Origin of the sequence: Pseudomonas sp. SORGH_AS_0211 (assembly GCF_031453455.1) — a bacterium.
GTDB classification, from domain to species: domain Bacteria; phylum Pseudomonadota; class Gammaproteobacteria; order Pseudomonadales; family Pseudomonadaceae; genus Chryseomonas; species Chryseomonas aestiva.
The window spans coordinates 3,085,001-3,108,983 of sequence record NZ_JAVIZV010000001.1 but is presented as its reverse complement, the minus strand read 5'-3'; the positions used below and the strand labels follow the sequence as shown (position 1 = coordinate 3,108,983).

Sequence of the window (23,983 nt, the reverse complement as noted above, 5' to 3'; positions counted from 1 at the left end):
CGGCGATTATCGAGTAACGTTCCAGTCCCATTGGGTGAAACGTTTCAGCTTTCTGTTGTCCGAGGGCTGGCACGAATCTGCCAAGGGCCCTGCCACGCCTCTCCCGACGCGATTGCAGGGCTGAGCGAGCCGGCAAGCATCTATTACAAGAAAGGCACGGCGCCAGGATCAGGCGCGCGGCGCCGGAGGTATCCTTCCATGTTCGAACTCAATGCCCAGCATATCCGCATGGCCCAGCAGGCGCCGGACAAGGCGACCGCCCTGGCCATGCTCGCCGAGTCCCTGGTGACCGACGGTCTGGTCGCCCCGGGTTATCTCGAAGGGCTCAAGGCCCGCGAGGCCCAGGGCTCCACCTACCTCGGCCAGGGTATCGCCATTCCCCATGGTACGCCTCAGACCCGCGACCAGGTGTTCGTTACCGGCGTGCGGATGATGCAATTTCCGCAGGGGGTGGACTGGGGTGATGGTCAGCTGACCTACCTGGCCATCGCCATCGCCGCCAAATCCGACGAACACCTGCGCATCCTGCAGCTGCTCACCCGGGCCCTGGGTGAAAGCGACCTGCAGCAGGCCCTGCGCGAGGCCCGCGAACCCCAGCAGATCCTCGACCTGCTGCAAGGCGCGCCCCAGGCGCTGGCGCTGGACGAAGAACTGGTGCAACTGGCCATCGATGCCGAGGACCTGGAAGACCTGGCCTGGCAGGGTGCGCGCATGCTCAAGCACATGGAATGCGTGGGGGCCGGTTTTGCCGGTGCCCTGCAGGCCAGCCAGCCGCTGCCCCTGGGCGACGGCCTCTGGTGGCTGAACAGCGAGACCGCGGTGAAACGCCCCGGCCTGGCCTTCGTCACCCCGCTGCAGACCCTGCAGGTGCAGGACCAGCCGGTGCGCGGCCTGTTCTGCCTGGCCAGCCTGGGCGAGGGCCATCGTGCCCTGCTCGAACGTCTCTGCGATCTGCTCGTCGCCGGCCGTGGCCAGGAGCTGGCCCAGGCCACCTCCCGCCGCGCCGTGCTCGAAGCCCTGGGTGGCGAAGTCGCTCCCGACTGGCCCAGTGCCCAGGTGGTGCTGGCCAATGCCCATGGCTTGCACGCCCGTCCGGCCAAGGAGCTGGCGCGGCTGGCCAAGGCCTATGACGGCGAGATCCGCGTGCGCGTCGACAACGGCGCCCCGGTCTCGGCCAAGAGCCTGTCGCGGCTGCTGGCGCTGGGTGCCCGTCGCGGCCAGACCCTGGAATTCCTCGTCGAGCCCGGCACCCCGGCCGAGGCCGCGCTGAACGATCTGATCGGCGCCGTCCAGGCCGGACTCGGTGAAGAGGTGGAACCGGTCACCGCCAGCACCCCGGCCCCGGCCGGGGCTGCCCGGGTCACCGCCATCAGCCTGGTGGACCCTTCCGAACAACTGCCACTGGCCCCGGGCGATCGCGCCCAGGCCGTGGCCGCCGCCCCCGGTCTGGCCGTGGGCCCGGCCCATGTGGTGGCACCCCAGCACTTCGACTACCCCGCCACCGGCGCAGGCGCCGCCGCCGAACGCCAGCGCCTGGATGCGGCCCTGGCCGCGGTGCGCGCCGACATCGAGGCGCTGATTGCGCGCAGCGAAGCCAGCGCCCTGCGCGAGATCTTCCTGACCCACCTGGAGATGCTGGAAGACCCCGACCTGCAGCAGGGCATCGCCGCCCGCCTCAAGGCCAACGCCAGCGCCGCGGCCGCCTGGGAGGCGCAGATCGAGGAAGCAGCCAGCCAGCAGGAAGCCCTGCAGGACAAACTCCTCGCCGAGCGCGCCGCCGACCTGCGCGACGTCGGTCGGCGGGTACTGGCCCAGCTGTGTGGCGTCGAATCGGCACGCGAGCCCGAAGAACCCTATGTGCTGGTGATGGATGAAGTCGGCCCGGGCGATGTGGCCCGGCTGGATCGCGAGCGCGTGTGCGGCATCCTCACCGCCCGCGGCGGCGCCAGCTCCCACAGCGCCATCGTCGCCCGCGCCCTGGGCATTCCGGCCATCGTCGGCGCCGGTCGCCGCGTACTGGACCTGGCGCCGCGCAGCGTGCTGCTGCTGGATGGCGACAAGGGCACCCTGGAAATCGCCCCGGGTGCCAGCCGTATCGAGGCCGTGCAGCGTGAGCGCGAGGTCCAGGCCGAGCGCCGCCGCGCCGCCGAAGCGCGCCGTTTCGAAAGTGCCTCCACCCGTGACGGCCACCACGTCGAGATAGCCGTGAACCTGGGCGACACCGCCCAGGCCGCCGCCGCGGTGGAGCAGGGTGCCGAAGCCGTCGGCCTGCTGCGGACCGAACTAGTGTTCATGAGCCATGACAGCGCACCCGACGAAGCCGCCCAGGAAGCGGAATACCGCCGCGCCCTCGATGGCCTGGCCGGCAAGCCGCTGGTGGTGCGCACCCTGGACGTCGGTGGCGACAAGCCGCTGCCCTATCTGCCGCTGCCGCCGGAAGAGAACCCCTTCCTGGGCATCCGTGGCATCCGCCTGACCCTGCGCCGTCCGGAACTGCTGGAGACCCAGCTGCGTGCCCTGCTCAAGGCCGCCGATGGCCGTCCGCTGCGGATCATGTTCCCCATGATCGGGCGGGTCGAGGAGTGGCGCCAGGCGCGTGACATCCTCGACCGCCTGCGCCAGGAGATCCCCACGACCGACCTGCAGGTCGGCATCATGATCGAGGTGCCCTCGGCCGCGCTGCTGGCGCCGGTGCTGGCTCCGGAAGTGGACTTCTTCAGCGTCGGTACCAATGACCTGACGCAATACACCCTGGCCATCGACCGCGGCCACCCGCTGCTGTCCGGCGAGGCCGATGGCCTGCATCCCAGCGTGCTGCGCCTGATCGACATGACGGTGCGCGCCGCCCATGCCCACGGCAAGTGGGTCGGTGTCTGCGGCGAGCTGGCGGCCGACCCGCTGGCGGTGCCGATCCTGGTCGGCCTGGGTGTGGACGAGCTGTCGGTCTCGGCCCGCAGCGTGCCGCTGGTCAAGGCCCGGGTCCGCGAACTGGAGCTGCGCCTGGTGCAGTCCTGCGCCGCCCGCGCCCTGGAACTGGCCACGGCCGCGGAAGTGCGGCAGAGCGTGGAGGCCCTGCAATGAGCCGCATCCTCACCCTGACCCTCAATCCGGCGCTGGACCTCACCGTCCAGTTGCCGGAGCTCAAGCCCGGCGCGGTGAATCGCAGCGAGGCGGTGATCGTCCATGCCGCTGGCAAGGGCATCAACGTCGCCCAGGTGCTGGCCGATCTCGGCCATGAACTGACGGTGAGCGGTTTTCTCGGTGCCGACAACGCCGCCGCCTTCGAGGCCCTGTTCGCCCGCCGCGGCTTCACCGATGCCTTCGTCCGGGTCGCCGGCGAGACCCGCAGCAATCTAAAGCTGGCCGAGGCCGCTGGGCGCATCACCGACATCAACGGGCCTGGCCCGGAGGTGTCCGCTGCCGCCCAGCAGGAATTGCTGGAGACCCTGGATCGCCTGGCCCCTGGCCACGACGCCGTGGTGGTCGCCGGCAGCCTGCCGCGTGGGGTGACGCCCGAGTGGCTGGCCGCGCTGGTCGGTCGGCTCAAGTCGCTGGGCCTGCCGGTGGCCCTGGACACCAGTGGCGCCGCCCTGCGCGCCGCCCTGGCCGCCGGCCCCTGGCTGATCAAGCCCAATACCGAAGAACTGGCCGAGGCCTGCGGTGCACCCGCCGAGACCGTCACCGAGCAGGCGCTGCTGGTCGAGCAACTGCGCGCCCTCGGCATTGAGCACCTGGTGATCTCCCAGGGCGCCGACGGCGTGCGCTGGTACGGTCAGCAGACCCTGGAGGCGCAGCCGCCCAAGGTCACCGTGGCCAGTACCGTCGGGGCGGGGGATTCCCTGCTGGCCGGCATGCTGCACGGCCTGCTCACCGGTCAGACGCCGGAACGCACCCTGACCACGGCCACGGCCATCGCCGCCCTGGCGGTCACCCAGATCGGCTTCGGCATCAACGATTCCGCGGAACTCGCCACCCTCGAAGACCAGGTGCGAGTCCGCGTCCTTCCCGACTTTCCGCTAGAACAAGAATCAGGGGTAAACCCATGAACATCGCCATCGTCACGACCTGCCCGACCGGCATGGTCACCAGCGTGCTCAGTGCGCGCCTGCTGGACGCCGCCGCCCAGCGTCGCGGCTGGACCACCAGCGTCGAGATCCACGACGGCCCCGAGGCCACCCTGCTGACCGACGACCAGGTGGCGCGCGCCGAACTGGTGGTGGTGGTCCACACCGGGGCGGTCGACCTGTCCCGCTTCGTCGGCAAGCGCGTCTACCGCGCCGCCCCGGCCGAAGCCTTGCGTGATGTCGATGCCTTCCTGCAGCGCGCCGCCAGCGAAGCCAAGGTCCTGGAACAGGCCCCGGCCACCACCGGCGCTGCGCCGAGCGCGCCCGCCAGTGCCAGCGAGACGCCACGCCTGGTCGCCATCACCGCCTGCCCCACCGGCGTCGCCCACACCTTCATGGCCGCCGAGGCGCTGCAGAACGCGGCCAAGAAGCTCGGCTATCGCCTGCACCTGGAAACCCAGGGTTCGGTAGGGGCGCGCAATCCGCTGCCGGCCGAGGCCATTCGCGATGCCGACGTGGTGCTGCTGGCCACCGACATCGAGGTCAATGTCGAGCGCTTCGCCGGCAAGCGCGTCTATCGCTGCGGCACCGGGGTCGCGCTCAAGCAACCCGAGGCGACCCTCAAGAAGGCCCTGGCCGAGGGCGAGACCCTGGCCGGCAGCGCCGCACCCGCCGCGGGCGAGGGCGCCAAACCCGCCAAGAAGGAAGGTGCAGGCGTCTACAAGCACCTGCTCACCGGGGTGTCCTACATGCTGCCGATGGTGGTGGCGGGCGGTCTGCTGATCGCCCTGTCCTTCGTCTTCGGCATCGAGGCCTTCAAGGAGCAGGGCACCCTGGCCGCGGCGCTGATGCAGATCGGCGGTGAATCGGCCTTCAAGCTGATGGTCCCGGTGCTGGCCGGCTACATCGCCTATTCCATCGCCGACCGTCCGGGCCTGGCGCCCGGCATGATCGGCGGCTGGCTGGCGGCCAGCCTGGGCAGCGGCTTCATCGGCGGCATCATCGCCGGTTTCCTGGCCGGCTACGTGGCCAAGGCCATCGCCCAGCACGTCAAGCTGCCGGCCAGCGTCGAGGCGCTCAAGCCGATCCTGATCATCCCGCTGTTCGCCAGCCTCATCGTCGGCCTGGTGATGATCTACCTGGTCGGCACCCCGGTGGCCGGCGCCCTGAGTCGGCTCACCGGCTTCCTCAACAACCTCGGCACCAGCAATGCCGTGCTGCTCGGCCTGATCCTCGGCGCCATGATGTGCATCGACTTCGGCGGCCCGATCAACAAGGCGGCCTATGCCTTCACCGTCGGCCTGCTGGCGTCCAAGACCTACGGGCCGATGGCCGCCACCATGGCGGCCGGCATGGTGCCGCCCATCGGCATGGGCATCGCCACGCTGCTGGCCCGTCACAAGTTCGCCCAGAGCGAGCGCGAGGCCGGCAAGGCGGCCTCGGTGCTGGGGCTGTGCTTCATCTCCGAGGGAGCGATTCCCTTCGCCGCCAAGGATCCGCTGCGGGTGATCCCGGCCAGCGTCATCGGCGGTGCCCTGACCGGCGCCCTGGTGATGCTGTTCAACTGCAAGTTGATGGCGCCCCACGGCGGTCTCTTCGTGCTGCTGATCCCCAACGCCATCAGCCATGCCTGGCTGTACCTGGCGGCCATCGCCGCCGGCAGTCTGGTGACCGGGGTCATCTACGCGGTGCTCAAGCGCAACGAAGCCGCCACCGAACTGATCCCCGCTGCCTGATCAAGGCCCTGGGAACAGCGCTGTAACAAGAGGTTACACTGGGAGGCCCCTGCCTCCTGGTGTCCTCGTCTCCATGTCCGATCCCGTCTTTCCCGATACCGATCCCGAAGTCGCCGCCCGGCGTCGGCTGCATCTGCTGCGCCATCGCCGACGTCGCCGGTTGCGCCAGTGGCGCCAGCGCATCGCCTTCTGGGTCGGCGCGGTGCTGGTGGGCCTGGCCGGTCTGGCCTTCGCCTGGCTGGCCGACGCCTCCTTTGGTCTCTTTCAGCAACTGTTGCACCACAGCGCCTTCTGGCCCTGGCTGGTGACGCCGCTCGGCTTCGCCGGACTGGTCTGGTTGACGCAAGGCGTGTTGCGCGATGCCCGTGGCAGCGGCATCCCTCAGGTCATCGCCACCCTCGAACGGCCTGAAGCGGATCTACGTGCCCGGCTGCTGGCGCCCCCCATCGCCCTGGCCAAGCTGCTGCTCACTGCCGGTGCCTTGCTGGTAGGCGGCTCGGTGGGTCGGGAAGGGCCTACCGTGCATGTCGGTGCGGCCCTGCTCTACGGCTTCGGCAAGCGCCTCGGCCTGCATGGTCGCCGCACCCTGTCCGGACTCATCCTGGCCGGGGGCGCCGCCGGGATCGCCGCTGCCTTCAACACGCCCCTGGGCGGGGTGGTCTTCGCCATCGAGGAACTGACTCACACCTTCGAGCAGCGCTTCAGCGGCCTGGTGCTGACCGCCGTGCTGCTCGGCGGCATCGTCACCCTGGGCATCGTCGGCCCCTACAGCTATCTCGGCGCCCTCGATCTGCACCTGACCTGGGGGCTGGGCTGGATCGGCGTGGCGGTGATCGGCGTCATCGGCGGACTGCTGGGCGGTTGCTACGGCCGCCTGGTGCTGCCCACCGACCGGGGCTGGCTGGGTCGCCTGAACGCCCTGCGCGGGCGGCGTCCGGTAGCTTTCGCCGCCGGTTGTGGACTGGTGCTGGCGGCGCTGGGGTTGCTTTCTGGCCAGCACGTGTTCGGCACCGGCTATGCCGAGACCCATGCCATCCTGGCCGGCGAGCCGGTGACCGGGGGCGATTTCCTGCTGTGGAAATTCCTCGCCAACGTCGTTTCCTACCTGGCCGGGGTGCCGGGTGGCCTGTTCTCGCCCTCGCTGGCGGTGGGGGCGGCCCTGGGCCCCTGGCTGGTCGACTGGCTGCCGGGCATCAGTCTAGCCCAGTGCGCCCTGCTGGGGCTGGCCGCCTACCTCGCCGGCGTCACCCGTACCCCGCTGACCGCCACCGTCATCACCCTGGAGCTGGCCCACAGCCCGGACATGGCGCTGCCGGTGCTGGCGGCCTGTCTGCTGGCCGCCGCCGTCTCCGGCTGGCTGATGCCGGTGCCCCTCTACCATGCGCTGTCGCAGCAGGTACTCAACGCCCTCACGCCCCGCCGTGACTAGGCCCTAGCGCCCGCCACCGATGTCCAGCAGCGCGCCGGTGGTGTAGGAGGCTTCGTCCGACAGCAGCCAGAGGATGCCGGCAGCGATCTCCTCGGCCTCGCCCGCACGCCCCAGCGGGGTGCTCACCCCCAGGCGCTCGGCACGCCCCGGCTGGCCGCCGCTGGCGTGGATGTCGGTGAAGGTCACGCCCGGCCGCACCGCATTGACCCGCACCCCATGCGGGCCCAGCTCCTTGGCCAGGCCCAGGGTCAGGGTGTCCAGCGCCGCCTTGCTGGCGGCGTAGTCCACGTATTCGTTGGGCGAGCCCAGGCGGGCGGCGATGGAAGAGACATTGACGATGGCGCCACCGCGACCACCCCGTTCGCGGGACAGGTGGCGGGCCGCTTCGCGTGCGCAGAGAAAGGCGCCATAGACGTTTACCTCGAACATCCGTCGCAGGCGCTCGGCGCTCATGTCCACCAACGGCTGGGATTGGTCGACGATCCCGGCATTGTTGACGAAGCCGTCCAGCCCGCCGAAGCGCGCCACCGTGCGCTCGAACAGCGCCAGTACCTGGGCCTCGTCGGCCACGTCGCCGCGCAGCGCCAGGCCTTCCGCGCCCAGGCCCTCGATCTCGGCCAGGGTGGCCCGGGCCGCGGCCTCGTCCTGGCGATAGTTGAAGGCGACGTTCCAGCCGCGGCGGGCGGCGCCGAGGGCTGTGGCGCGGCCGATGCCACGGCTCGCGCCGGTGATGAGCAGGGTCTTGCGCATGATGAAAACCTCGGGCTAGAGAGAGGGGAGGGGGACGGCTAACCGTCTGATGTGTCGAAATAAAGCTTGGACGTCCTCGTCGTTTCGCCTAAAAGTAAGGCGAACGGCACGCGCCGCATTATCCGCGGCCACTTCGCGATCTGATTCCTAAGCGCTTGCAGAGGTCAATCCTGATGACGAGACCCCGCTTCATCTCGCCCAACGAAGTTTCCGCGCTCCGTACCAACATCCTCTCCAAGCTCACCTACGCCGTCGGCAAGGATCCCGACAACGCCCTCGACCATGACTGGTTCCAGGCCACCGCCCTGGCCGCCCGGGACTACATCGTCGACCGCTGGATGAGTCGCACCCGCGATGCCTATCGCACCGGCCAGAAGCGGGTCTACTACCTCTCCCTGGAATTCCTCATCGGTCGCTTGCTGATCGACAGCCTATCCAACCTCGGCATCCTCGAAGAGACCCGCCGCGCCCTGGCCGACCTCGGCGTCGACCTGGAGCGCATCCGCGGCCTGGAACCGGACGCCGCCCTGGGCAACGGCGGTCTCGGCCGGCTGGCCGCCTGCTTCATGGAAAGCATGGCCACCCTGGGCATCGCCAGCCATGGCTACGGCATCCGCTACGAGCACGGGCTGTTCCGCCAGGTGATCGCCGACGGCTTCCAGCTGGAGCAGCCGGAGAACTGGCTGGATTTCGGCAACCCCTGGGAATTCGAGCGCGCCGAGGTGGTGTACGAGATCGGCTTCGGCGGTCACGTCGCCCCCTATGGCGAAGGCGATCCGCGCCGCCAGGTGTGGACGCCCGGCGAACGCATTCGCGCGGTGGCCTACGACACCCCGGTGATCGGCTGGGGCGGAGAGGGCGCTAACACCCTGAGACTCTGGCGCGCCCGACCGCTGGAGATCCTCCACCTGGAAACCTTCAATGCCGGCGACCATGTCGGCGCCGTGGCCAACGAGGCCCGCGCCGAGAGCATCTCGCGGGTGCTCTATCCAGCCGACAGCAGCGAAGCCGGCCAGGAACTGCGCCTGCGCCAGGAGTACTTCTTCGTCGCCGCCTCCCTGGCCGACCTGACCCGCCGCCATCTCAAGCAGCACAACGACCTGCTCAGCCTGCCCGAGCACGTGTCCATCCAGCTCAACGACACCCACCCGGCGATCGCCGTGGCCGAGTTGATGCGGCTGCTGGTGGACGTCCACGGCATTCCCTGGGACGCGGCCTGGAACACCACCGTCGGCACCCTCAGCTACACCAACCACACCCTGCTGCCCGAGGCCCTGGAGACCTGGCCGGTGCAGCTGATGGAGCGTCTGCTGCCGCGGCACATGCAGATCATCTACCTGATCAATGCGCAGTTCCTCGACTCCCTGCGCGCCCGCGGCGAGACCGATGGCGCCATGATCTCCTATGTCTCCCTGATCGACGAAAGCCAGGGTCGCCGGGTGCGCATGGGCAACCTGGCCTTCCTCGGCTCGCACAGCACCAATGGCGTGTCGGGACTGCACACCGACCTGATGCGCAAGACGGTCTTCCGCTCGCTGCACCGCCTCTATCCGGATCGCATCAACAACAAGACCAACGGCATCACCTTCCGCCGCTGGCTGCACCAGGCCAATCCGGCGCTCACCGACCTGCTGGTGGATACCCTGGGGCAGGGCGTGCTGCACGATCCGGAAAAGACCCTGCCGCAGCTCAAGCCCTATGCCAACGATGCCAACTTCCGCGAGCGCTTCGCCCTGCAGCGCCAGCGCAACAAGGACACCTTCACCGGCCTGGTGAAGCAGCGGATGGAGATCGACCTCGACCCCGCCGCGCTGTTCGACGTCCAGATCAAGCGCATCCACGAGTACAAGCGGCAGCTGATGAATCTGCTGCAGACCATCGCGCTGTACCAGGCCATCCGCGACAACCCCAACTGCGACTGGACGCCGCGGGTCAAGATCTTCGCCGGCAAGGCCGCCGCCAGCTATCACCAGGCCAAGCTGATCATCAAGCTGGCCAACGACGTGGCCAGAGTGGTCAACAACGATCCCCTGACCCGCGACCTGCTCAAGGTGGTCTTCCTGCCCAACTACAATGTCAGCCTGGCCGAGGTCATCATTCCGGCGGCGGACCTGTCCGAGCAGATCTCCACCGCCGGCATGGAGGCCTCGGGCACCAGCAACATGAAGTTCGGCCTCAATGGCGCCCTCACCATCGGCACCCTGGACGGCGCCAACGTGGAAATGTGCGAGCTGATCGGTGAGGAGCACATGTTCATCTTCGGCCTCAAGGCGGCCGAGGTGGAGGAGCGCCAGCGCAGCGGCGGCATCTCCTCGGACATCATCGAGAATTCGCCACGCCTGGCCCAGGTACTCGCCGGATTGCGCGGCGGCCAGTTCTCGCCCGAGGATCCGGCTCGCTACAACAGCCTGCTCGACGTGCTCACCTGGCACGACCGCTTCCTGGTCTGCGCCGACTTCGACGCCTACTGGGACGCCCAGCGCCAGGTGGAAATGCGCTGGCAGCAGCCGGACAAATGGTGGCAATCGGCGGTGATCAACACCTCCAGCATGGGCTGGTTCTCCTCCGACCGTACCATCCGCGAATACGCCACGGAGATCTGGAGGGCGCTGTAGGTCGTTAGGGGGTCTACCGCGGCCATGGCGGTCCGCCGATGCGGCCGCTCCTACAGGATCCCGCCTTGCCCGTAGGAGCGGCCCATGGCCGCGATAAAGGCCACAACAGAGCCGGCGCTCAGTCAGGATTTGTTGGGCTTCGCTACGCTCAACTCAACCTACGGAGGCCTGTAGGAGCGGCCCATGGCCGCGATCACCTGGCCCCTCGGTTGAGAACCCCCGCCTTCCACGACGTCTACATCCTTGCAGCATCCGCCCCGCACGCCTGTCACCGGAGTCCCCATGCCCCGCACCTCTACCCGCCTCGAAGCGGGCAATCCCGCCCATTACGGTGCCACCCTCGTCGACGGCGGGATCAACTTCGCCGTCTGGTCGCCGGCCGCCGAAGCGGTCGAACTCTGCCTCTATGACGCCAAGGGCGACGCCGAGACGCAGCGCCTGGCCTTTCGCGAACACGAGGGCGGCGTCTGGCATGGTTTCCTGGCCGGTGCCAAAGCGGGTCTGAAATACGGTTTGCGCGCTCAGGGTGCCTACCGTCCCCAGGACGGCCTCAGATTCAACGCCAACAAACTGCTGGTGGACCCCTGGGCCCTGGCGGTGGACCGGCCCTTTCAGCTGCATCCCAGCACCTACGGTTTCCACCCCGATGATCCCAATCGTCCGGACGCGCGTGACAGCGGTGCCCATGTCCCCAAGGCCATCGTCCTGCCGCCGGTCGATAGCCTGACGCCAGCGCCCAAGCGCCGCGACGCCGGACTGATCTACGAATTGCACGTACGCGGCCAGACCCAGCTGCATCCAGAGGTGCCCGCCCGCCAGCGCGGAACCCTGGCGGCGCTGCGCCATCCGGCGCTGATCGAGCACTGGCAGCGCCTTGGCGTCACCACCCTGGAGTTGCTGCCCATCGCCGCCTGGGCCGACGATCGCCATCTGCCCGCCCTGGGGCTGGCCAACTACTGGGGCTACAACCCGGTGGTGATGGCTGCGGTCGATCCGCGCCTGGCGGGGGGCGAGGCTCTCGCCGAATTGCGCGAGACGGTGGCCACCCTGCAGGCGGCCGGCTTCGAGGTGCTGCTCGACGTGGTCTTCAACCACACCGGCGAAGGCGACGAACTCGGCCCCACCTTCAATCTGCGCGGCCTGGACAACGCCGGCTACTACCGGCTTCAGCCGGACGATCCGGCGCGCTATATCAACGACATGGGCTGCGGCAACTGCCTGGCGCTCTACAGCCCGCCGGCGTTGCGCCTGACCCTGGACGGCCTCCGCCACTGGGTCACCGCCGCCGGCGTCGACGGCTTCCGCTTCGACCTGGCGCCGGCGCTGGGTCGCCTGGAAAGCGGCTTCGATCGCGACGCACCGCTGCTCCAGGCCTTGGCCCAGGATCCGGTCCTGCGCCAGGTGCGGCTGGTGGCCGAGCCCTGGGACATCGGTCCCGGCGGTCATCAGGTCGGCGCCTTCCGCGCGCCCTGGCAGGAATGGAACGACGCTTTCCGCGACGACGTCCGCCGCTTCTGGCGCGGTGACGAAGTGCTGCGTGGCGCCCTGGCCACCCGCCTGGCCGGTAGCGCCGATCTCTTCGGCGCGGGCGATCGCTCCTTGCGCACCAGCGTCAACTTTGTCACCGCCCACGACGGCTTCACCTTGGCCGACCTGGTCAGCTACGCCGAAAAGCATAACGAGGCCAATGGCGAAGGCAATCGCGACGGCACCACCGACAACAAGAGCTGGAACAACGGCGAGGAAGGCCCGAGCGACGATCCGGCCATCCAGGAGGCCCGCGCCGCCGACCAGCGCGCCCTGCTGGCGACCCTGATCCTGGCCGGGGGTGAACCCATGCTGACTGCCGGCGATGAATTCGGCCGCACCCAGCAGGGCAACAACAACGCCTATGTACAGGACAACGAACTGTCCTGGCTGGACTGGCAGCAGGCCGCCAGCCCCGCCGGGCAACGGCAGAGCGCCTTCGTTGGCCGCCTCATGGCCTTGCGCCAGGAATTGCCGGCCCTGCAGGCACGGCGACTGCTCGGACGACCCGATTCCCGCGGCTGGGTCAGGATCGAATGGCTCGATGCCGACGGCGCGCCAATGGACGACAGCCGCTGGCAAGCCGGCGGCAGCCTGCCGCTCGCCCTTACCCTGGAGCCCCTCGATGGCGACGACCAGCCCCAGGCCACGCGGATCTGGCTGGCCTTCCAGCCGCGCCGGGAGGAAATCGACCTGCGACTGCCCTCGTCACGTGACGGACATCACTGGGTGATACAGCTGGACAGCCGTCAGCCTGAACTGGAACCCGCCTCGGCAGTCTATCCCAGCGCCGAAAATCTCCGTGTTGGCCGAGGCGTACTGCTGGCCGTGGAGACCCCGAACGCGCGCTAGGCGCGCGTTCCCTGTCGGCCGCCGGTGCCCGGCGCCTCGTCGCCCTGGCGATCAGGCCCGGAATCGGCACTGGCTGGCAGACCTGGCCTGACGGTCCGCTCTGCTTGAGACGGAGCTTGAGCTTTGGCGCTACACTCGCGCCCATCATTACAAGGAGCACCGCGATGTCCCGGATATCCCTCAGTCGTTACCTCATCGAGCAGACCCGCAGCCACAAGACCCCGGCCGACCTGCGCTTCCTCATCGAAGTCGTGGCCCGGGCGTGCAAGCGCATCAGCTACGAGGTGTCCAAGGGGGCGCTGGGTGGCGTGCTCGGCAGCATGGGCACCGAGAACGTCCAGGGCGAGGTGCAGAAGAAGCTGGACGTGCTGTCCAACGAGATCCTGCTGGAAGCCAACGAGTGGGGCGGTACCCTGGCCGGCATGGCCTCCGAGGAAATGGACCAGGTCCACCAGATCCCCGGTCACTACCCCAAGGGCGCCTACCTGCTGATGTTCGATCCCCTGGACGGCTCGTCCAACATCGACGTCAACGTCTCCGTCGGCACCATCTTCTCCATCCTGCGCAAGGACTTCGTCAGCAGCACCACCGGTGACGTGACCGAAGAAGCCTTCATGCAGAAGGGCACCGAGCAGGTCGCTGCCGGCTACGCCATCTACGGTCCCCAGACCATGCTGGTGCTGACCCTGGGCGACGGCGTCAAGGGCTTCACCCTGGATCGCGAACTGGGCAGCTTCGTGCTGACCCACGAAGACATCACCATCCCCGAGACCACCGCCGAATTCGCCATCAACATGTCCAACCAGCGCCACTGGGAAGCCCCGGTCAAGCGCTACGTGGACGAGCTGCTGGCCGGCAAGGAAGGTCCCCTGGGCAAGAACTACAACATGCGCTGGATCGCCTCCATGGTGGCCGATGTCCATCGCATCCTTACCCGCGGCGGTCTCTTCATGTACCCGCGCGACGCCCGCGAGCCGGAAAAGCCCGGCAAGCTGCGCCTGATGTACGAGGCCAATCCCATGGCCCTGCTGGTGGAGCAGGCCGGTGGCGCTGCCACCAACGGCCACCAGCGCATCCTCGACGTCCAGCCCGACGGCCTGCACCAGCGGGTCGCGGTGTTCCTGGGCTCCAAGGAAGAAGTGCAACGCGTGACCGAGTACCACCGTCAGCGTTGATCGCCTTCACGCCGGGCCGCCTGCAACGGGCGGTCCGGTTCACTTCTTGCGTCGTGGCTCAGCGTTCAGCTCCGATTCAGTCCCCTTAATCCGCCGCTAATCCGCCTCCGCCGAAGATGGCCCCGCAGCCGGTCGGGCTGTATCCGAATCGCGTGAGGATCTTTTCACCATGAACGCCCTGAAATCCCGTGTCGTCCTCTTTGGCCTGCTGGCCCTGGCCAGTCATCAGGTCTTTGCCGCCGATGCCCAGAACTTCGCCGGCCTCACCTATGGCAAGAGTTTCGACAACTTCAGCAACAGCCACGCCCTCGACCGCAACCTGAACAGTCCTGATACCGACGGCGTCATCGACGGCGGCAACGCCTGGGGCCTGCGCCTCGGTCGGCAGAACGACACCGGTCGCTACTACGCCACCCTCGACCAGGCCAGCGGCAGCAGCGCTGGCCTGAAGCTCAAGCAGCAGGACCTGACCGGCAGCTACGATGCCTTCTATCCCCTGGGCAGCAATACCAAGCTGTTCGGTGGCGGGACCCTGGGCGTCGCCCGGGTCACCCAGGATGGTTCCAGTTTCAGCCACGACAGCGACCTCGGCTATGTGGCCGGGGTCCAGGCCGGCATCCTGCAGCAGGTCAACGAGCGCACCTCCCTGGAAGCCGGCTATCGCTACCTGCGCAGTAACGCCAAGCCCGATATCGATCAGGACGGCGCCAAGCTCGGTTCGAGCCAGCTCGACAGCAGCAAGGAAATCTACCTGGGCATGAACGTCTACTTCTGAGGCAGGGCCGGGGCGGCAGCGGGCGCCTCGGCTTTCAGCTGAAGGGATCCAGACCTGAGAAGGCCGCCACCAGCGCGACGGCGACCACCCCCAGGGCGATCTCCACGGCCGTGGCCTGGCGCAGCAGCTGCCATGCCCGAGTTCCCTGGCCCAGTCGCGGGACCAGCAGATAACGATTGGTCAGCGCCAGGACGACCATCGTCGCCACCACCAGTACCTTGGCCAGCAGCAGAGCGGAGTAGGGCGTCGGCCGCAGCAGGCCGTCCGGCCCGAGGATCAGCAGGCTGTTGAACACGCCGCTGAGCAGGGCCAGCGCCACGCAGATCTGCCCGGGTAGCGAATAACCGCGCAGCAAGTGCTGGACGTCATATTTCAAGTCCGAGGGTGGCTGCCCCAGGCACAGCAGCACCCCGGGCAGACTGCCCAGCCAGAGCCCCGTCGTGAGCAGATGCAGGGCCTGATTCAGCTGGTGCGCCAGGCCCAGCCCGCCCGCCGTCGCGGCGGCATGGCCACCCAGGGCCAGACTGGCCAGCAGCAGGCCGCTGAACCCCCATAGCCACCGACTGCCGTGAATCCCGGAGCCTACCAGCAGCCACAGCGCCAGCAGCAGACCCAGGGGCAGTTGCCAGCGCCAGCCATGGCCGGCCTCGGTGGCCAGATACAGCTGCCACAGCGGCAGGTTGAAGGCGTCCGCCCAGCCATTTCCTACCATTGCTGCCTGTAGCGGCAACAGGCTCAGCACCCCGAGCAGCAGCAGCGTGCCCAGCAGGCGGGCAGCGGGTCGTGCCCGCTCCAGCAGCCAGAGACGCAATGCGGGTCGGCCCAGCCAGAGTGCCAGCGCCAGATAACCCCAGGTCAGCAGCAGCGGCAGCAGCAGGAGGGCACGGGCAAGGGGGCGCCAGGCATCGGGCGTCGCCAGTCCGCCGTCCATCCTTACTGCACGATGAAGCGATAATCGCCCTGGGTCTTGTGCCCGTCCTTGGCCAGCACCTGCCATTTCACCTGGTAGCGACCCGGTTCCAGCGGCGCTTCCAGCGGCACGTCCAGGGTGCGCTCGTCGCGCCCGGAAACAGCCTTGCCGGTAGTGATCGCCGTGCTGGCCTGGCCATCCAGACGTTGCAGCAGCACCTGACTGAGAGACGCCTCGACCCCTTCGGAAAAGCTCAGGCTCAGTTGTTTCGGTGCCGCACTGGTGCTGTCCGGCGCGGGCTCGGCGCTTTTGAGATGGCCGTGGGCCAGGGCCAGGCCTGGCAGCAGCAGAGCGGTCAGGGCGAGGCGGCGAGCGAGACGCAGGGCAGCGGTCATGAAGGATCTCCGGCGGCAGAAGGAAACCGCCAGCTTAGCAGTCCGTCCGGGTGGCGTCCGCGCCTGGCGCCCGCTCCGCCGCGCGCGCCGCGCATTCGACGAAGGTGCGCGCGGTGCAGGTGCGGCAGACCTCCGGATCCAGCCGCGGATAGATGCTGCGCAGGGCCTGATCCTTGGACGAGAAGACGTGGCCGTCGCCCAGCTCCTTGAGAAAGCCGGTCTTGGCGAACAGCTGCAGGACTGGCGTGCGGGGACGATGGAAATAGAGATCGCCACCCTGGGCCCGGCGCTCGCGCCATTCCCGGCGCCACAGGTCATTACCCGCCAGGTCGATGAAGTTCATGCTCTTGGTCATGAACAGGGCATGCTTCTGACCGGGCTGGGCACTGCGAAAGCCATCCAGCTGGTCGCCGACATGGGGTACGGCGCCAAAGAACACCGAGCCTTCCACCCGTACCAGCTTGAGTTGCGGACACTCCTGCGCCGGCTGGCCCAGTTCGTCCAGTGGGGTGAAGCGGCGCTCGGGGGTACGGGGATCCGGCACCAGCGGGCGGATCGCCGGGTGCGAGGTGCGATAGAGATAGGCCACCAGGGACACCAGGGTGCCCAGCAGCACGGCGCGGTCCAGGGGGATGGTCAGGGTCGCCAGGAAGGTCACCCCGGCCACCAGGGCCTCGGTGCGGCTGACCCTCAGCACCTCGCGCCAGCGACCCAGGTCCAGCAGGCCGCGCGCCACCAGCAGGAGGGTGGCGGCGATGGCCGCCAGTGGAATGGCGGCGATCAGGGCACCCCCGAAGGCGACCAGGGCCACCACCAGCAAAGCGGCGAACACCGCGGCCAGCGGGGTGCGCGCTCCGGCTTCGAAATTGGGCATGGAGCGATTCAGCGAGCCGCAGGAGACATAGGCCGAAAAGCAGCCGCCGACTAGATTGGCCAGCCCCTGGCCGCGGAATTCGCGATTGACGTCCAGCCGCTGCCCGGAGCGCTGGGCCACCGCCTTGGCGATCGACAGCGACTGTCCCAGCGCCACCAGGGTCAGGGCCACGGCGATGCCGGAGAGATTGCCCAGATCCTGCAGGGTGACGTCGGGCAGATGGAAGGGCGGCAGCGCCGAGGGGATCCGTCCAACCGTGGCGATCCCCTGAGCCGCGCCCGGCACGCCGCGCTCCAGGATCCAGGCGCTCAGGCAACCGGCCAGCAGCCCCAGCAGCATGGTCGGCCAGCGCGGGCGCAGCCGGCGCAGCAGCAGGGTGGCGAGCAGGGTCACCACACCGATGACCAGCGAGGGCCAGTGGATCGCCAGCGGATGGGCAAGCACATAGCCGAGGATGCCGAAGGCTGAGGTACCCAGTGGCGGTGACAACCCCAACAGGTCCTTGAGCGAATAGAGCCCGATCAGCACGGCCGCACCGCTCATGAAGCCGAGCAGCACCGAAGGCGAGATGAAGTTGGCCACGGCGCCCAGGCGCAGGGCGCCCACGGTCAGTTGCAGCAGACCGACCAGCAGGGTTACCGCCAGCGCCAGATCGATGTAGGGGCCGGAGCCCGCCAGCGCCAGCGGCGAGAGCGCCGCCAGCAGGGCCAGGGAGTTGGCGTTGGTCGGACCGGTCACCACATGGCGGCTGGAACCCGCCAGGGCGGCGACGATGCAGGGCACCACGGCGCCATAGACGCCGTATTGCGGAGGCAGTCCGGCCAGGGTGGCGAAGGCCACGCCCTGGGGTAGCGCCAGCACCGCGCCCAGCAGACCTGCACCCAGATCCGCCTTCAGGGTGGTGCGGTCCACCTCGCGGAGCCAGGGCAGCAGGGTCGAGAGGGCGGGCATGGGGCACTCCTGGAAAAAGGATCGCCCACTCTACCGATTCCGCTTACCGGCCGGCTACCGGATGCCCGCCATCCACGGTTGCCACCACGACACCGGCGACGTGCTCATTTCTTCACCAGTCGCCGCCAGACCGGTCTCCGTGGCGTTCTCGTGACTTCATGCACGGGTTATCCACATCACTGTACACGCTACCTGTGGGTAACCTGGGCAACTAGCCATCATGGCTGTTGGCGGCGATACGATGGATCGACAGATCGGCGCCCTGGTATTCCTCTTCCTGACTCAGCCGCAAGCCCAGCACGGCCTTGAGCAGCCCGTAGACGGCCAGTCCACCGAGCAGGGCGATCGCGATACCCAGGACCGTGCCGGCCAACTGCGCCGGCAGGCTCACCCCGCCCAGGCCACCCAGCGCCGTCTGGCCGAACAGGCCGCAGGCGATGCCACCCCAGGCGCCGCAGAGGCCATGCAATGGCCAGACGCCCAGCACATCGTCCAGCTTCCAGCGCGTCTGCACCGCGGTAAAGGCCCAGACGAACAGCGCGCCCGCCACCAGGCCCGTGGCCAGCGCGGCGATGGGATGCATCAGGTCGGAGCCGGCGCAGACGGCGACCAGTCCCGCCAGGGGGCCGTTGTGCAGGAACCCGGGATCGTTGCGCCCGAGCAGCAGGGCAGCCGCCGTCCCGCCGACCATGGCCATCAGCGAATTCAGCGCCACCAGCCCGCTGACATCCGCCAGGCTCTGGGCGCTCATCACGTTGAAGCCGAACCAGCCGACGATCAGGATCCAGGAGCCCAGCGCCAGGAAGGGAATGTTCGATGGCGGAAAGGCCACCAGCCGGCCTTCGCGATAGCGACCCTGACGCGGCCCCAGCAGCATCACCGCGGCCAGCGCCAGCCAGCCGCCCACGGCGTGCACCACCACGGAGCCGGCGAAGTCGTGGAAGCGCGCGCCGAACAGGCCCTCGAAGTGGTCTTGCAGACCCAGGTTGTTGTTCCACATCAGGCCTTCGAAACAGGGATAGACGAAGGCCACGATCAGCGCGGTGGCACAGAGCTGCGGCACGAAGCGCGCTCGCTCGGCGATGCCGCCGGAGATGATCGCCGGAATGGCCGCGGCGAAGGTGGCCAGGAAGAAGAACTTCACCAGTCCGTAGCCGCTGTCGGCGGTCAGCGCCTGGGCGGGCGCGAAGAAGGTCACGCCGTAGGCGATCCAGTAGCCGACGAAGAAGTACACCAGGGTGGAAATGGCGAAGTCGGCGAGGATCTTGGACAGGGCATTCACCTGGTTCTTGTGCCGCACGGTGCCGGCTTCGAGAAAGGCGAAGCCGGCGTGCATGGCTAGCACCATCACGGCGCCGAGCAGGAGAAAGAGGGTATTGGCACTGTGGACCAGGGTCGCCACGGCAGAAGGCAATTCGTTCATCAGGGCAGTCATCTGAAAGGGTTGCACCAAAAACATGCCTGTCGGCTGCTTGGTGCGCGCTTTTGGGGCGGGCTGCAGCTCTTGGCAGGTTCAGTCTTGCCGCCAGACAAGGCACAACCCAGGTAGGGCGCAGGAATGCGCCAGGGCGGTGCAAGTCGGAGAGGCGTGCACCACCAGACAGCAAAGGTCGTGCCGCTAGAGCGAGCGTAGAACGATCCGACCGCTGCTCAGATTGGTCAGCAAGGTCGCCACCTCGTCGCGACGCTGCGGTTCCACGGCGATCCGCAGGGCGATCTCCAGCGCCTGGTAGTCCTCTTCGAGCAGCACCACCGCCAGGGTGGCCAGGCGCGCCTTGATCAGCGGCCACTCCGCATAGGTACAGGTGAAGCCATAGTCCTGCCGCACCACCAGCAGCTGCCTGTCCGCCTGCTGCAGGCAGCGCGCAGCGCAACCGCCATAGGCGCGCACCAGGCCTCCGGTACCCAGCTTGATGCCGCCGTACCAGCGGATGACCACCACCACCACCTGGTCGCAATCCTGCCCCTCGATGGCGGCGAGGATGGGCCGGCCCGCGGTACCGCCGGGCTCGCCGTCGTCATTGAAGCGGTATTGATTGCCAAGTTTCCATGCCCAGCAGTTGTGGGTCGCGGTCGGTACGCTCACGCGCTCGATGAAGGCCATGGCCGCCTCCACGGTGCCGACGGGCGCGGCTAAGGCCAGGAAACGACTCTTGCGCACCTCTTCCTCGAAGGCGGCATCCCGGATCAGGGTGAAGGTCATGGCGCCTGGAGACCCAGCCCCTTGAGGATGACATGGGTCAGGGTCCGCGCCGCTTCGTCGAAATCCTGCCGGGTCAGGCGGCTGCGTCCCGTCACCTGGCAGATCTGGCTGGCGAAGTCGGCATAGTGCTGGGTACTGCTCCACAGCAGGAAGATCAGGTGGACAGGATCCACCGGATCCATCTTGCCGGCCGCGATCCAGGCCTCGAACACCGCTGCCCGGCTGCGAAACCAGGTCTGGTAGTCCTGATCGAAGTACTCGTACAGGCAGTGACCGCCGCCAATGATCTCCATGGCGAATATCCGCGAGGCCAGCGGCTGGCGCCGCGAGAATTCCAGCTTGGCGCGGATGTAGCGGCTGAGGGCCTCGGCCGGATCATCATCCACGGTCAGGTGATTGAAGGTGCTGTCCCAGAGTTCGAGGATGTTGCCCAGCACGGCCATATAGAGGCCGAGCTTGTTGTTGAAATAGTAGTGGAGATTGGCCTTGGGCAACCCGACGCGCTGGGCGATGGTGTTCATGCTGGTGCCCTTGAAGCCGTGGCGAGCGAATTCTTCCTCTGCCGCGCTCAGGATCGACTCCTCATTCTTCTGCCGGATGCGTCCGGCCGGCTTGTCCTGGCCGGCGTGATGGGCGGGTACGAGAAGTGTCATGACAACTATAGGATCCAAAGGCGCGGCAGGCATCAATAGCGTACCCCCGGTCCCGGACACAAGGGCTCTTTTACGGGTGTGGCGCGGGCGAGCTGCATTCCGTCAGCGCTGCGCTGCGCTCCTCGGGCAGCAGCAGGTTGAGCAGGATGGCGGTGATGCCGCCGCTGGTGATCGCGGTGTCGAAGAGACTCTTCACCAGTGGCGGCAACTGATCCAGCAGTGGCGGCTGGCTGGCGATACCCAGGCCCACGCCAAGGGAAGTGGCGATGATCAGCAGACTGCGACGATCCAGCGTGCACTGCGCCAGCAACCGTATGCCAGCCGCAGCGACACTGCCGAACAGCACCAGGGTCGCACCGCCCAGCACCGGCTTGGGAATCTGCTGCAGGACGGCGCCCAGGATGGGGAACAGGCCCAGCACCAGCAGGATGGCGCCTATCCAGTAGCCGACATGGCGGCTGGCCACGCCGGTCAGCTGGATCACCCCGTTGTTCTGCGCGAAGGTGGTGCTGGGAAAGGTGTTGAAGGTGGCCGCGAGCAGGCAGGCGACGCCGTCACCCAGGACCCCGCCCCGCAACCGCCGCAGATAGCCGGGGCCTTCGATGGGTTGCCGCGAGATCAGGCAATTGGCGGTCAGGTCGCCGGTGGTCTCCAGGGTGCTGATCAGATAGATCAGCGCGACCGGCAAAAAGGCCGACCAGTCGAAGGCGAAACCGAAACGAAAGGGGAGGGGGACGCTGATCAGGGGCAGATCCGGCAGCGCCTGGGGTTTCAGCAGGCCACAGCTCCAGGCGACCAGGGAGCCCACCAGCAATCCGATCATCACCGCCGACAGCCGCAACCAGGGTCGCCGTGACAGGTTCAGGCCAATGATGACCACCAGGACCAGGCTGCCGAGGGCCAGGTTGAGCGGTGCGCCGAAGTTGGCGGCCTTGGCGCCCCCGCCGAGATCGGTGACGCCCACCCTGATCAGGCTGATGCCGATCAGGGTGATGACGATGCCGGTCACCAGTGGCGTGATCACCCGGCGCAACAGGCCCAGGCAGCGACTCAGGCCGATCTGGACGAAGGCGCCAAAGAAGCAGACGCCGAAGATCATCGCCAGGATGTCCTCCGGTGTCCCGCCGCGTTGCTTGACCAGCATCCCGGCTGCCAGCACCGCGGACAGAAAGGAGAAGCTGGTGCCCTGCAGGCAGATCATGCCCGCCCCCAGCCCACCGGCACCGCGAGCCTGCAGAAAGGTGCCGACGCCCGACACCATCAGCCCCATGCTGATCAGGTAGGGCAGGTGCTCGTGCAGACCCAGGGCCCCGGCAATGATCAGCGGTGGAGTCACGATCCCCACGAAGCTTGCCAGGACGTGCTGCAGGGCCGCGCAAAAGGCAGCGAGCGGGGCCGGACGTTCGTCGAGGCCATAGAGCAGATCATCGCGGACGGGACTGGGCATGATGATTACCTTGCAACGGCGCGGCTGGCCGGAAAGGCGGCTACAGCGCCGCAAGTGGGTCTGGCCTGACTAGAACTGATACTTCACCAGGAAGCTGAAAACGCTCTGGTCGGTACGGAATCCCTCGCTGTCTTTGATGCCGTACTTGTCCGACCAGTAGTCGTACTCGGTACCCACATAAAGGTGCTTGGCCTCGTAACCCATGGCCTTGCCCAGGTCGTACTTGACCTGTGGATTGAAGTGCAGGTTGGCGTGGTAGCTACCCTTGTTGTTCATCACCCAGTCCATGTAGCCATCGATGAGCAGATCCGAATTGCCCAGGGGCAGGGTGTAGGCCCATACCGGCGTGAGCTGCCAGGCACCCGAAGGCGCACTGCCGCCATCCGGCTTGCGGTAATAGAGGTTCAGCTGGAAGTAGTCGAAGCCCGGCACCTTGAGGTCGAAACCCGGACCGACCAGGTAGTTGCGCTGGTCACGGTTGGCGCCCTCGCCGTCGTTCTGGTCGTATTCCAGGGTCGTGGCGAGCAGCACATCGGTGACCGGGCCAAAGGAAAGATCCCGGCCGGACAGCTTGCCAAAGGACAATCGTGGGCTGAGTTCGCCATAGAAGCCCTGGTGGCCGTCGCTGGCATTGGTCGCGCCGTTGAACCAGATGCTGTCGACGAAGAGGAAGAGATCGCCCCAGGTCCAGCTGCTGGCATGCTCGAAGGTGACGGTCTGCTGGATACGGGGATCGACCCGGAAATCCTTGCCATATAGATAGGTGAGGCTTTCGCCATGCCACAGCAGTGGACTGTCTGCGGCGTTGGCTACACCGGCTGCGAGCAGGCTGGTGGTCAGCAGCGCGGTAGTTAGGGTCTTGCGCATGTAGGCTCCTGAAAGTGCTTTCTCGTTATGTGCAGCGTTCGCCGTGCTCAGCAAGATCGACGCCAAGCCTTGGCGGGCGAGAGAAAATAGTTATTTTTCAACGCTTTGTATAAGGATTCTGGGAATTTTCAGCTGCTTGGCGCGGCACCAAACCTGACCACTTGCTCAGTTTTCGTGCCCTGAAGCGGCGCCTGCAGCGGCCCTGCTGCGAAACAGCGCACGGGGCGCTGCGCAGTGCTAAGGTGCTTGGCGACCCCGCAGGAGATAGTCATGAAGTTGCTTATCGGTGTGCTGACGGCCTTGCTCTGCAGCTCTTTCGCCTCGGCTCAGGTCCCCCAGGGCGGGACGGGGCAGCCGGGCATCCTCATGATCACCCGGGGCGATGCCTATTCCGGATCAGGATGCGATATAGGTCTGGTGATTCAGGGGCGACTGGCGGGTACCCTCATGGCAGGCCAGAGTGCTTCCTTCAATCTGCCGCCTGGCGAAATCGCCGTGAGTCTTACCTCTTCCGGTCCGGGTGGCTGCGCAGCACCCATGGCGAGCAGCATCTCCCAGTCCATTCTGCTGACGCCTGGCGAGATCAAGCAGTACCGGATCATCGCGACCGAAGCGGGTTATCGCCTGGCGCCCATCCCGCTTTATTGAAGTTTCTTGAAATAAGCTGTTGACCTGCTCTGAAACTCCCCTATAATGCGCCCCACTTCCGGCGCAGATGCTGAAGCGGCTTGAAAATCAAGCACTTAGGTCTGAGTCGGGC

At 67.4% G+C, this 23,983-nt stretch carries 18 protein-coding genes; 9 read left to right on the top strand and 9 right to left on the bottom strand.

The features are described from left to right. Positions 1 to 198: 198 nt before the first annotated feature. The 4 genes from ptsP (at position 199) to QE393_RS14395 (ending at position 7,229) form a co-directional block, all read left to right on the top strand. Positions 199 to 3,081, top strand: coding sequence for a phosphoenolpyruvate--protein phosphotransferase (gene ptsP / locus QE393_RS14410; RefSeq protein ID WP_310044214.1), 2,883 nt, complete (start codon positions 199 to 201; stop codon positions 3,079 to 3,081). Next, positions 3,078 to 4,046: a 1-phosphofructokinase gene (gene pfkB / locus QE393_RS14405; protein WP_310044211.1), complete on the top strand. Its 969-nt coding sequence runs from the start codon at positions 3,078 to 3,080 to the stop codon at positions 4,044 to 4,046. The genes ptsP and pfkB overlap by 4 nt, the downstream gene beginning before the upstream one ends. Continuing rightward, complete coding sequence (locus QE393_RS14400) at positions 4,043 to 5,800, top strand: PTS fructose-like transporter subunit IIB (RefSeq protein WP_310044208.1); 1,758 nt, start codon at positions 4,043 to 4,045, stop codon at positions 5,798 to 5,800. Before pfkB ends, QE393_RS14400 begins: the two co-directional genes overlap by 4 nt. Positions 5,801 to 5,873: 73 nt before the next feature. Continuing rightward, positions 5,874 to 7,229, top strand: coding sequence for a chloride channel protein (locus QE393_RS14395; RefSeq protein WP_310044205.1), 1,356 nt, complete (start codon positions 5,874 to 5,876; stop codon positions 7,227 to 7,229). Positions 7,230 to 7,232: 3 nt separating this feature from the next. Here the strand turns inward: QE393_RS14395 and QE393_RS14390 are convergent, their stop codons facing one another. Continuing rightward, positions 7,233 to 7,979: an SDR family oxidoreductase gene (locus QE393_RS14390; RefSeq protein WP_273806422.1), complete on the bottom strand. Its 747-nt coding sequence runs from the start codon at positions 7,977 to 7,979 to the stop codon at positions 7,233 to 7,235. A 173-nt stretch (positions 7,980 to 8,152) separates the two neighbouring features. Between QE393_RS14390 and QE393_RS14385 the strand changes: the two genes are divergently transcribed. From QE393_RS14385 to QE393_RS14370, 4 genes are all read left to right on the top strand, one after another. Beyond that, positions 8,153 to 10,594, top strand: coding sequence for a glycogen/starch/alpha-glucan phosphorylase (locus tag QE393_RS14385; RefSeq protein ID WP_310044203.1), 2,442 nt, complete (start codon positions 8,153 to 8,155; stop codon positions 10,592 to 10,594). Between the two features lie 282 nt (positions 10,595 to 10,876). Continuing rightward, on the top strand, positions 10,877 to 12,973 hold the full coding sequence (gene glgX / locus QE393_RS14380) for a glycogen debranching protein GlgX (protein ID WP_310044201.1): 2,097 nt from the start codon (positions 10,877 to 10,879) through the stop codon (positions 12,971 to 12,973). A 164-nt stretch (positions 12,974 to 13,137) separates the two neighbouring features. After that, complete coding sequence (locus QE393_RS14375; RefSeq protein WP_133862513.1) at positions 13,138 to 14,148, top strand: class 1 fructose-bisphosphatase; 1,011 nt, start codon at positions 13,138 to 13,140, stop codon at positions 14,146 to 14,148. Between the two features lie 169 nt (positions 14,149 to 14,317). Next, the gene (locus QE393_RS14370; protein ID WP_310044199.1) at positions 14,318 to 14,923 is read left to right on the top strand and encodes a hypothetical protein; all 606 of its coding nucleotides are present in this window, start codon (positions 14,318 to 14,320) and stop codon (positions 14,921 to 14,923) included. A 34-nt stretch (positions 14,924 to 14,957) separates the two neighbouring features. Here the strand turns inward: QE393_RS14370 and copD are convergent, their stop codons facing one another. From copD to QE393_RS14330, 8 genes are all read right to left on the bottom strand, one after another. Next, positions 14,958 to 15,854 carry a copper homeostasis membrane protein CopD gene (copD, locus tag QE393_RS14365; RefSeq protein ID WP_310044197.1) on the bottom strand — a complete coding sequence of 299 codons (897 nt, stop codon included), beginning with the start codon at positions 15,852 to 15,854 and terminating at the stop codon, positions 14,958 to 14,960. A gap of 2 nt (positions 15,855 to 15,856) precedes the next feature. Beyond that, positions 15,857 to 16,228, bottom strand: coding sequence for a copper homeostasis periplasmic binding protein CopC (gene copC, locus QE393_RS14360; protein WP_310044195.1), 372 nt, complete (start codon positions 16,226 to 16,228; stop codon positions 15,857 to 15,859). A 34-nt stretch (positions 16,229 to 16,262) separates the two neighbouring features. Beyond that, the gene (locus tag QE393_RS14355) at positions 16,263 to 18,053 is read right to left on the bottom strand and encodes a SulP family inorganic anion transporter (RefSeq protein WP_273806416.1); all 1,791 of its coding nucleotides are present in this window, start codon (positions 18,051 to 18,053) and stop codon (positions 16,263 to 16,265) included. Between the two features lie 211 nt (positions 18,054 to 18,264). Further along, positions 18,265 to 19,476, bottom strand: coding sequence for an ammonium transporter (locus tag QE393_RS14350; protein ID WP_310045640.1), 1,212 nt, complete (start codon positions 19,474 to 19,476; stop codon positions 18,265 to 18,267). Positions 19,477 to 19,671: 195 nt separating this feature from the next. Further along, the gene (locus tag QE393_RS14345) at positions 19,672 to 20,256 is read right to left on the bottom strand and encodes a YigZ family protein (protein WP_310044193.1); all 585 of its coding nucleotides are present in this window, start codon (positions 20,254 to 20,256) and stop codon (positions 19,672 to 19,674) included. After that, positions 20,253 to 20,909: a TetR/AcrR family transcriptional regulator gene (locus tag QE393_RS14340; protein ID WP_310044191.1), complete on the bottom strand. Its 657-nt coding sequence runs from the start codon at positions 20,907 to 20,909 to the stop codon at positions 20,253 to 20,255. The genes QE393_RS14345 and QE393_RS14340 overlap by 4 nt, the downstream gene beginning before the upstream one ends. Positions 20,910 to 20,979: 70 nt before the next feature. Continuing rightward, complete coding sequence (locus QE393_RS14335) at positions 20,980 to 22,356, bottom strand: nucleobase:cation symporter-2 family protein (protein WP_310044190.1); 1,377 nt, start codon at positions 22,354 to 22,356, stop codon at positions 20,980 to 20,982. Positions 22,357 to 22,425: 69 nt separating this feature from the next. After that, the gene (locus tag QE393_RS14330) at positions 22,426 to 23,223 is read right to left on the bottom strand and encodes a DUF5020 family protein (protein WP_310044189.1); all 798 of its coding nucleotides are present in this window, start codon (positions 23,221 to 23,223) and stop codon (positions 22,426 to 22,428) included. A gap of 270 nt (positions 23,224 to 23,493) precedes the next feature. Between QE393_RS14330 and QE393_RS14325 the strand changes: the two genes are divergently transcribed. Next, positions 23,494 to 23,871, top strand: coding sequence for a hypothetical protein (locus QE393_RS14325; protein ID WP_017640656.1), 378 nt, complete (start codon positions 23,494 to 23,496; stop codon positions 23,869 to 23,871). Positions 23,872 to 23,983 lie beyond the last annotated feature (112 nt).

Excerpts from the sequence above, each read along its gene's own strand:
- ptsP (WP_310044214.1), top strand. The coding sequence starts at position 199 with ATGTTCGAACTCAATGCCCAGCATATCCGCATGGCCCAGCAGGCGCCG.
- pfkB (WP_310044211.1), top strand. The coding sequence starts at position 3,078 with ATGAGCCGCATCCTCACCCTGACCCTCAATCCGGCGCTGGACCTCACC.
- QE393_RS14400 (WP_310044208.1), top strand. The coding sequence starts at position 4,043 with ATGAACATCGCCATCGTCACGACCTGCCCGACCGGCATGGTCACCAGC.
- QE393_RS14395 (WP_310044205.1), top strand. The coding sequence starts at position 5,874 with ATGTCCGATCCCGTCTTTCCCGATACCGATCCCGAAGTCGCCGCCCGG.
- QE393_RS14390 (WP_273806422.1), bottom strand. The coding sequence starts at position 7,979 with ATGCGCAAGACCCTGCTCATCACCGGCGCGAGCCGTGGCATCGGCCGC.
- QE393_RS14385 (WP_310044203.1), top strand. The coding sequence starts at position 8,153 with ATGACGAGACCCCGCTTCATCTCGCCCAACGAAGTTTCCGCGCTCCGT.
- glgX (WP_310044201.1), top strand. The coding sequence starts at position 10,877 with ATGCCCCGCACCTCTACCCGCCTCGAAGCGGGCAATCCCGCCCATTAC.
- QE393_RS14375 (WP_133862513.1), top strand. The coding sequence starts at position 13,138 with ATGTCCCGGATATCCCTCAGTCGTTACCTCATCGAGCAGACCCGCAGC.
- QE393_RS14370 (WP_310044199.1), top strand. The coding sequence starts at position 14,318 with ATGAACGCCCTGAAATCCCGTGTCGTCCTCTTTGGCCTGCTGGCCCTG.
- copD (WP_310044197.1), bottom strand. The coding sequence starts at position 15,854 with ATGGACGGCGGACTGGCGACGCCCGATGCCTGGCGCCCCCTTGCCCGT.
- copC (WP_310044195.1), bottom strand. The coding sequence starts at position 16,228 with ATGACCGCTGCCCTGCGTCTCGCTCGCCGCCTCGCCCTGACCGCTCTG.
- QE393_RS14355 (WP_273806416.1), bottom strand. The coding sequence starts at position 18,053 with ATGCCCGCCCTCTCGACCCTGCTGCCCTGGCTCCGCGAGGTGGACCGC.
- QE393_RS14350 (WP_310045640.1), bottom strand. The coding sequence starts at position 19,476 with ATGAACGAATTGCCTTCTGCCGTGGCGACCCTGGTCCACAGTGCCAAT.
- QE393_RS14345 (WP_310044193.1), bottom strand. The coding sequence starts at position 20,256 with ATGACCTTCACCCTGATCCGGGATGCCGCCTTCGAGGAAGAGGTGCGC.
- QE393_RS14340 (WP_310044191.1), bottom strand. The coding sequence starts at position 20,909 with ATGACACTTCTCGTACCCGCCCATCACGCCGGCCAGGACAAGCCGGCC.
- QE393_RS14335 (WP_310044190.1), bottom strand. The coding sequence starts at position 22,356 with ATGCCCAGTCCCGTCCGCGATGATCTGCTCTATGGCCTCGACGAACGT.
- QE393_RS14330 (WP_310044189.1), bottom strand. The coding sequence starts at position 23,223 with ATGCGCAAGACCCTAACTACCGCGCTGCTGACCACCAGCCTGCTCGCA.
- QE393_RS14325 (WP_017640656.1), top strand. The coding sequence starts at position 23,494 with ATGAAGTTGCTTATCGGTGTGCTGACGGCCTTGCTCTGCAGCTCTTTC.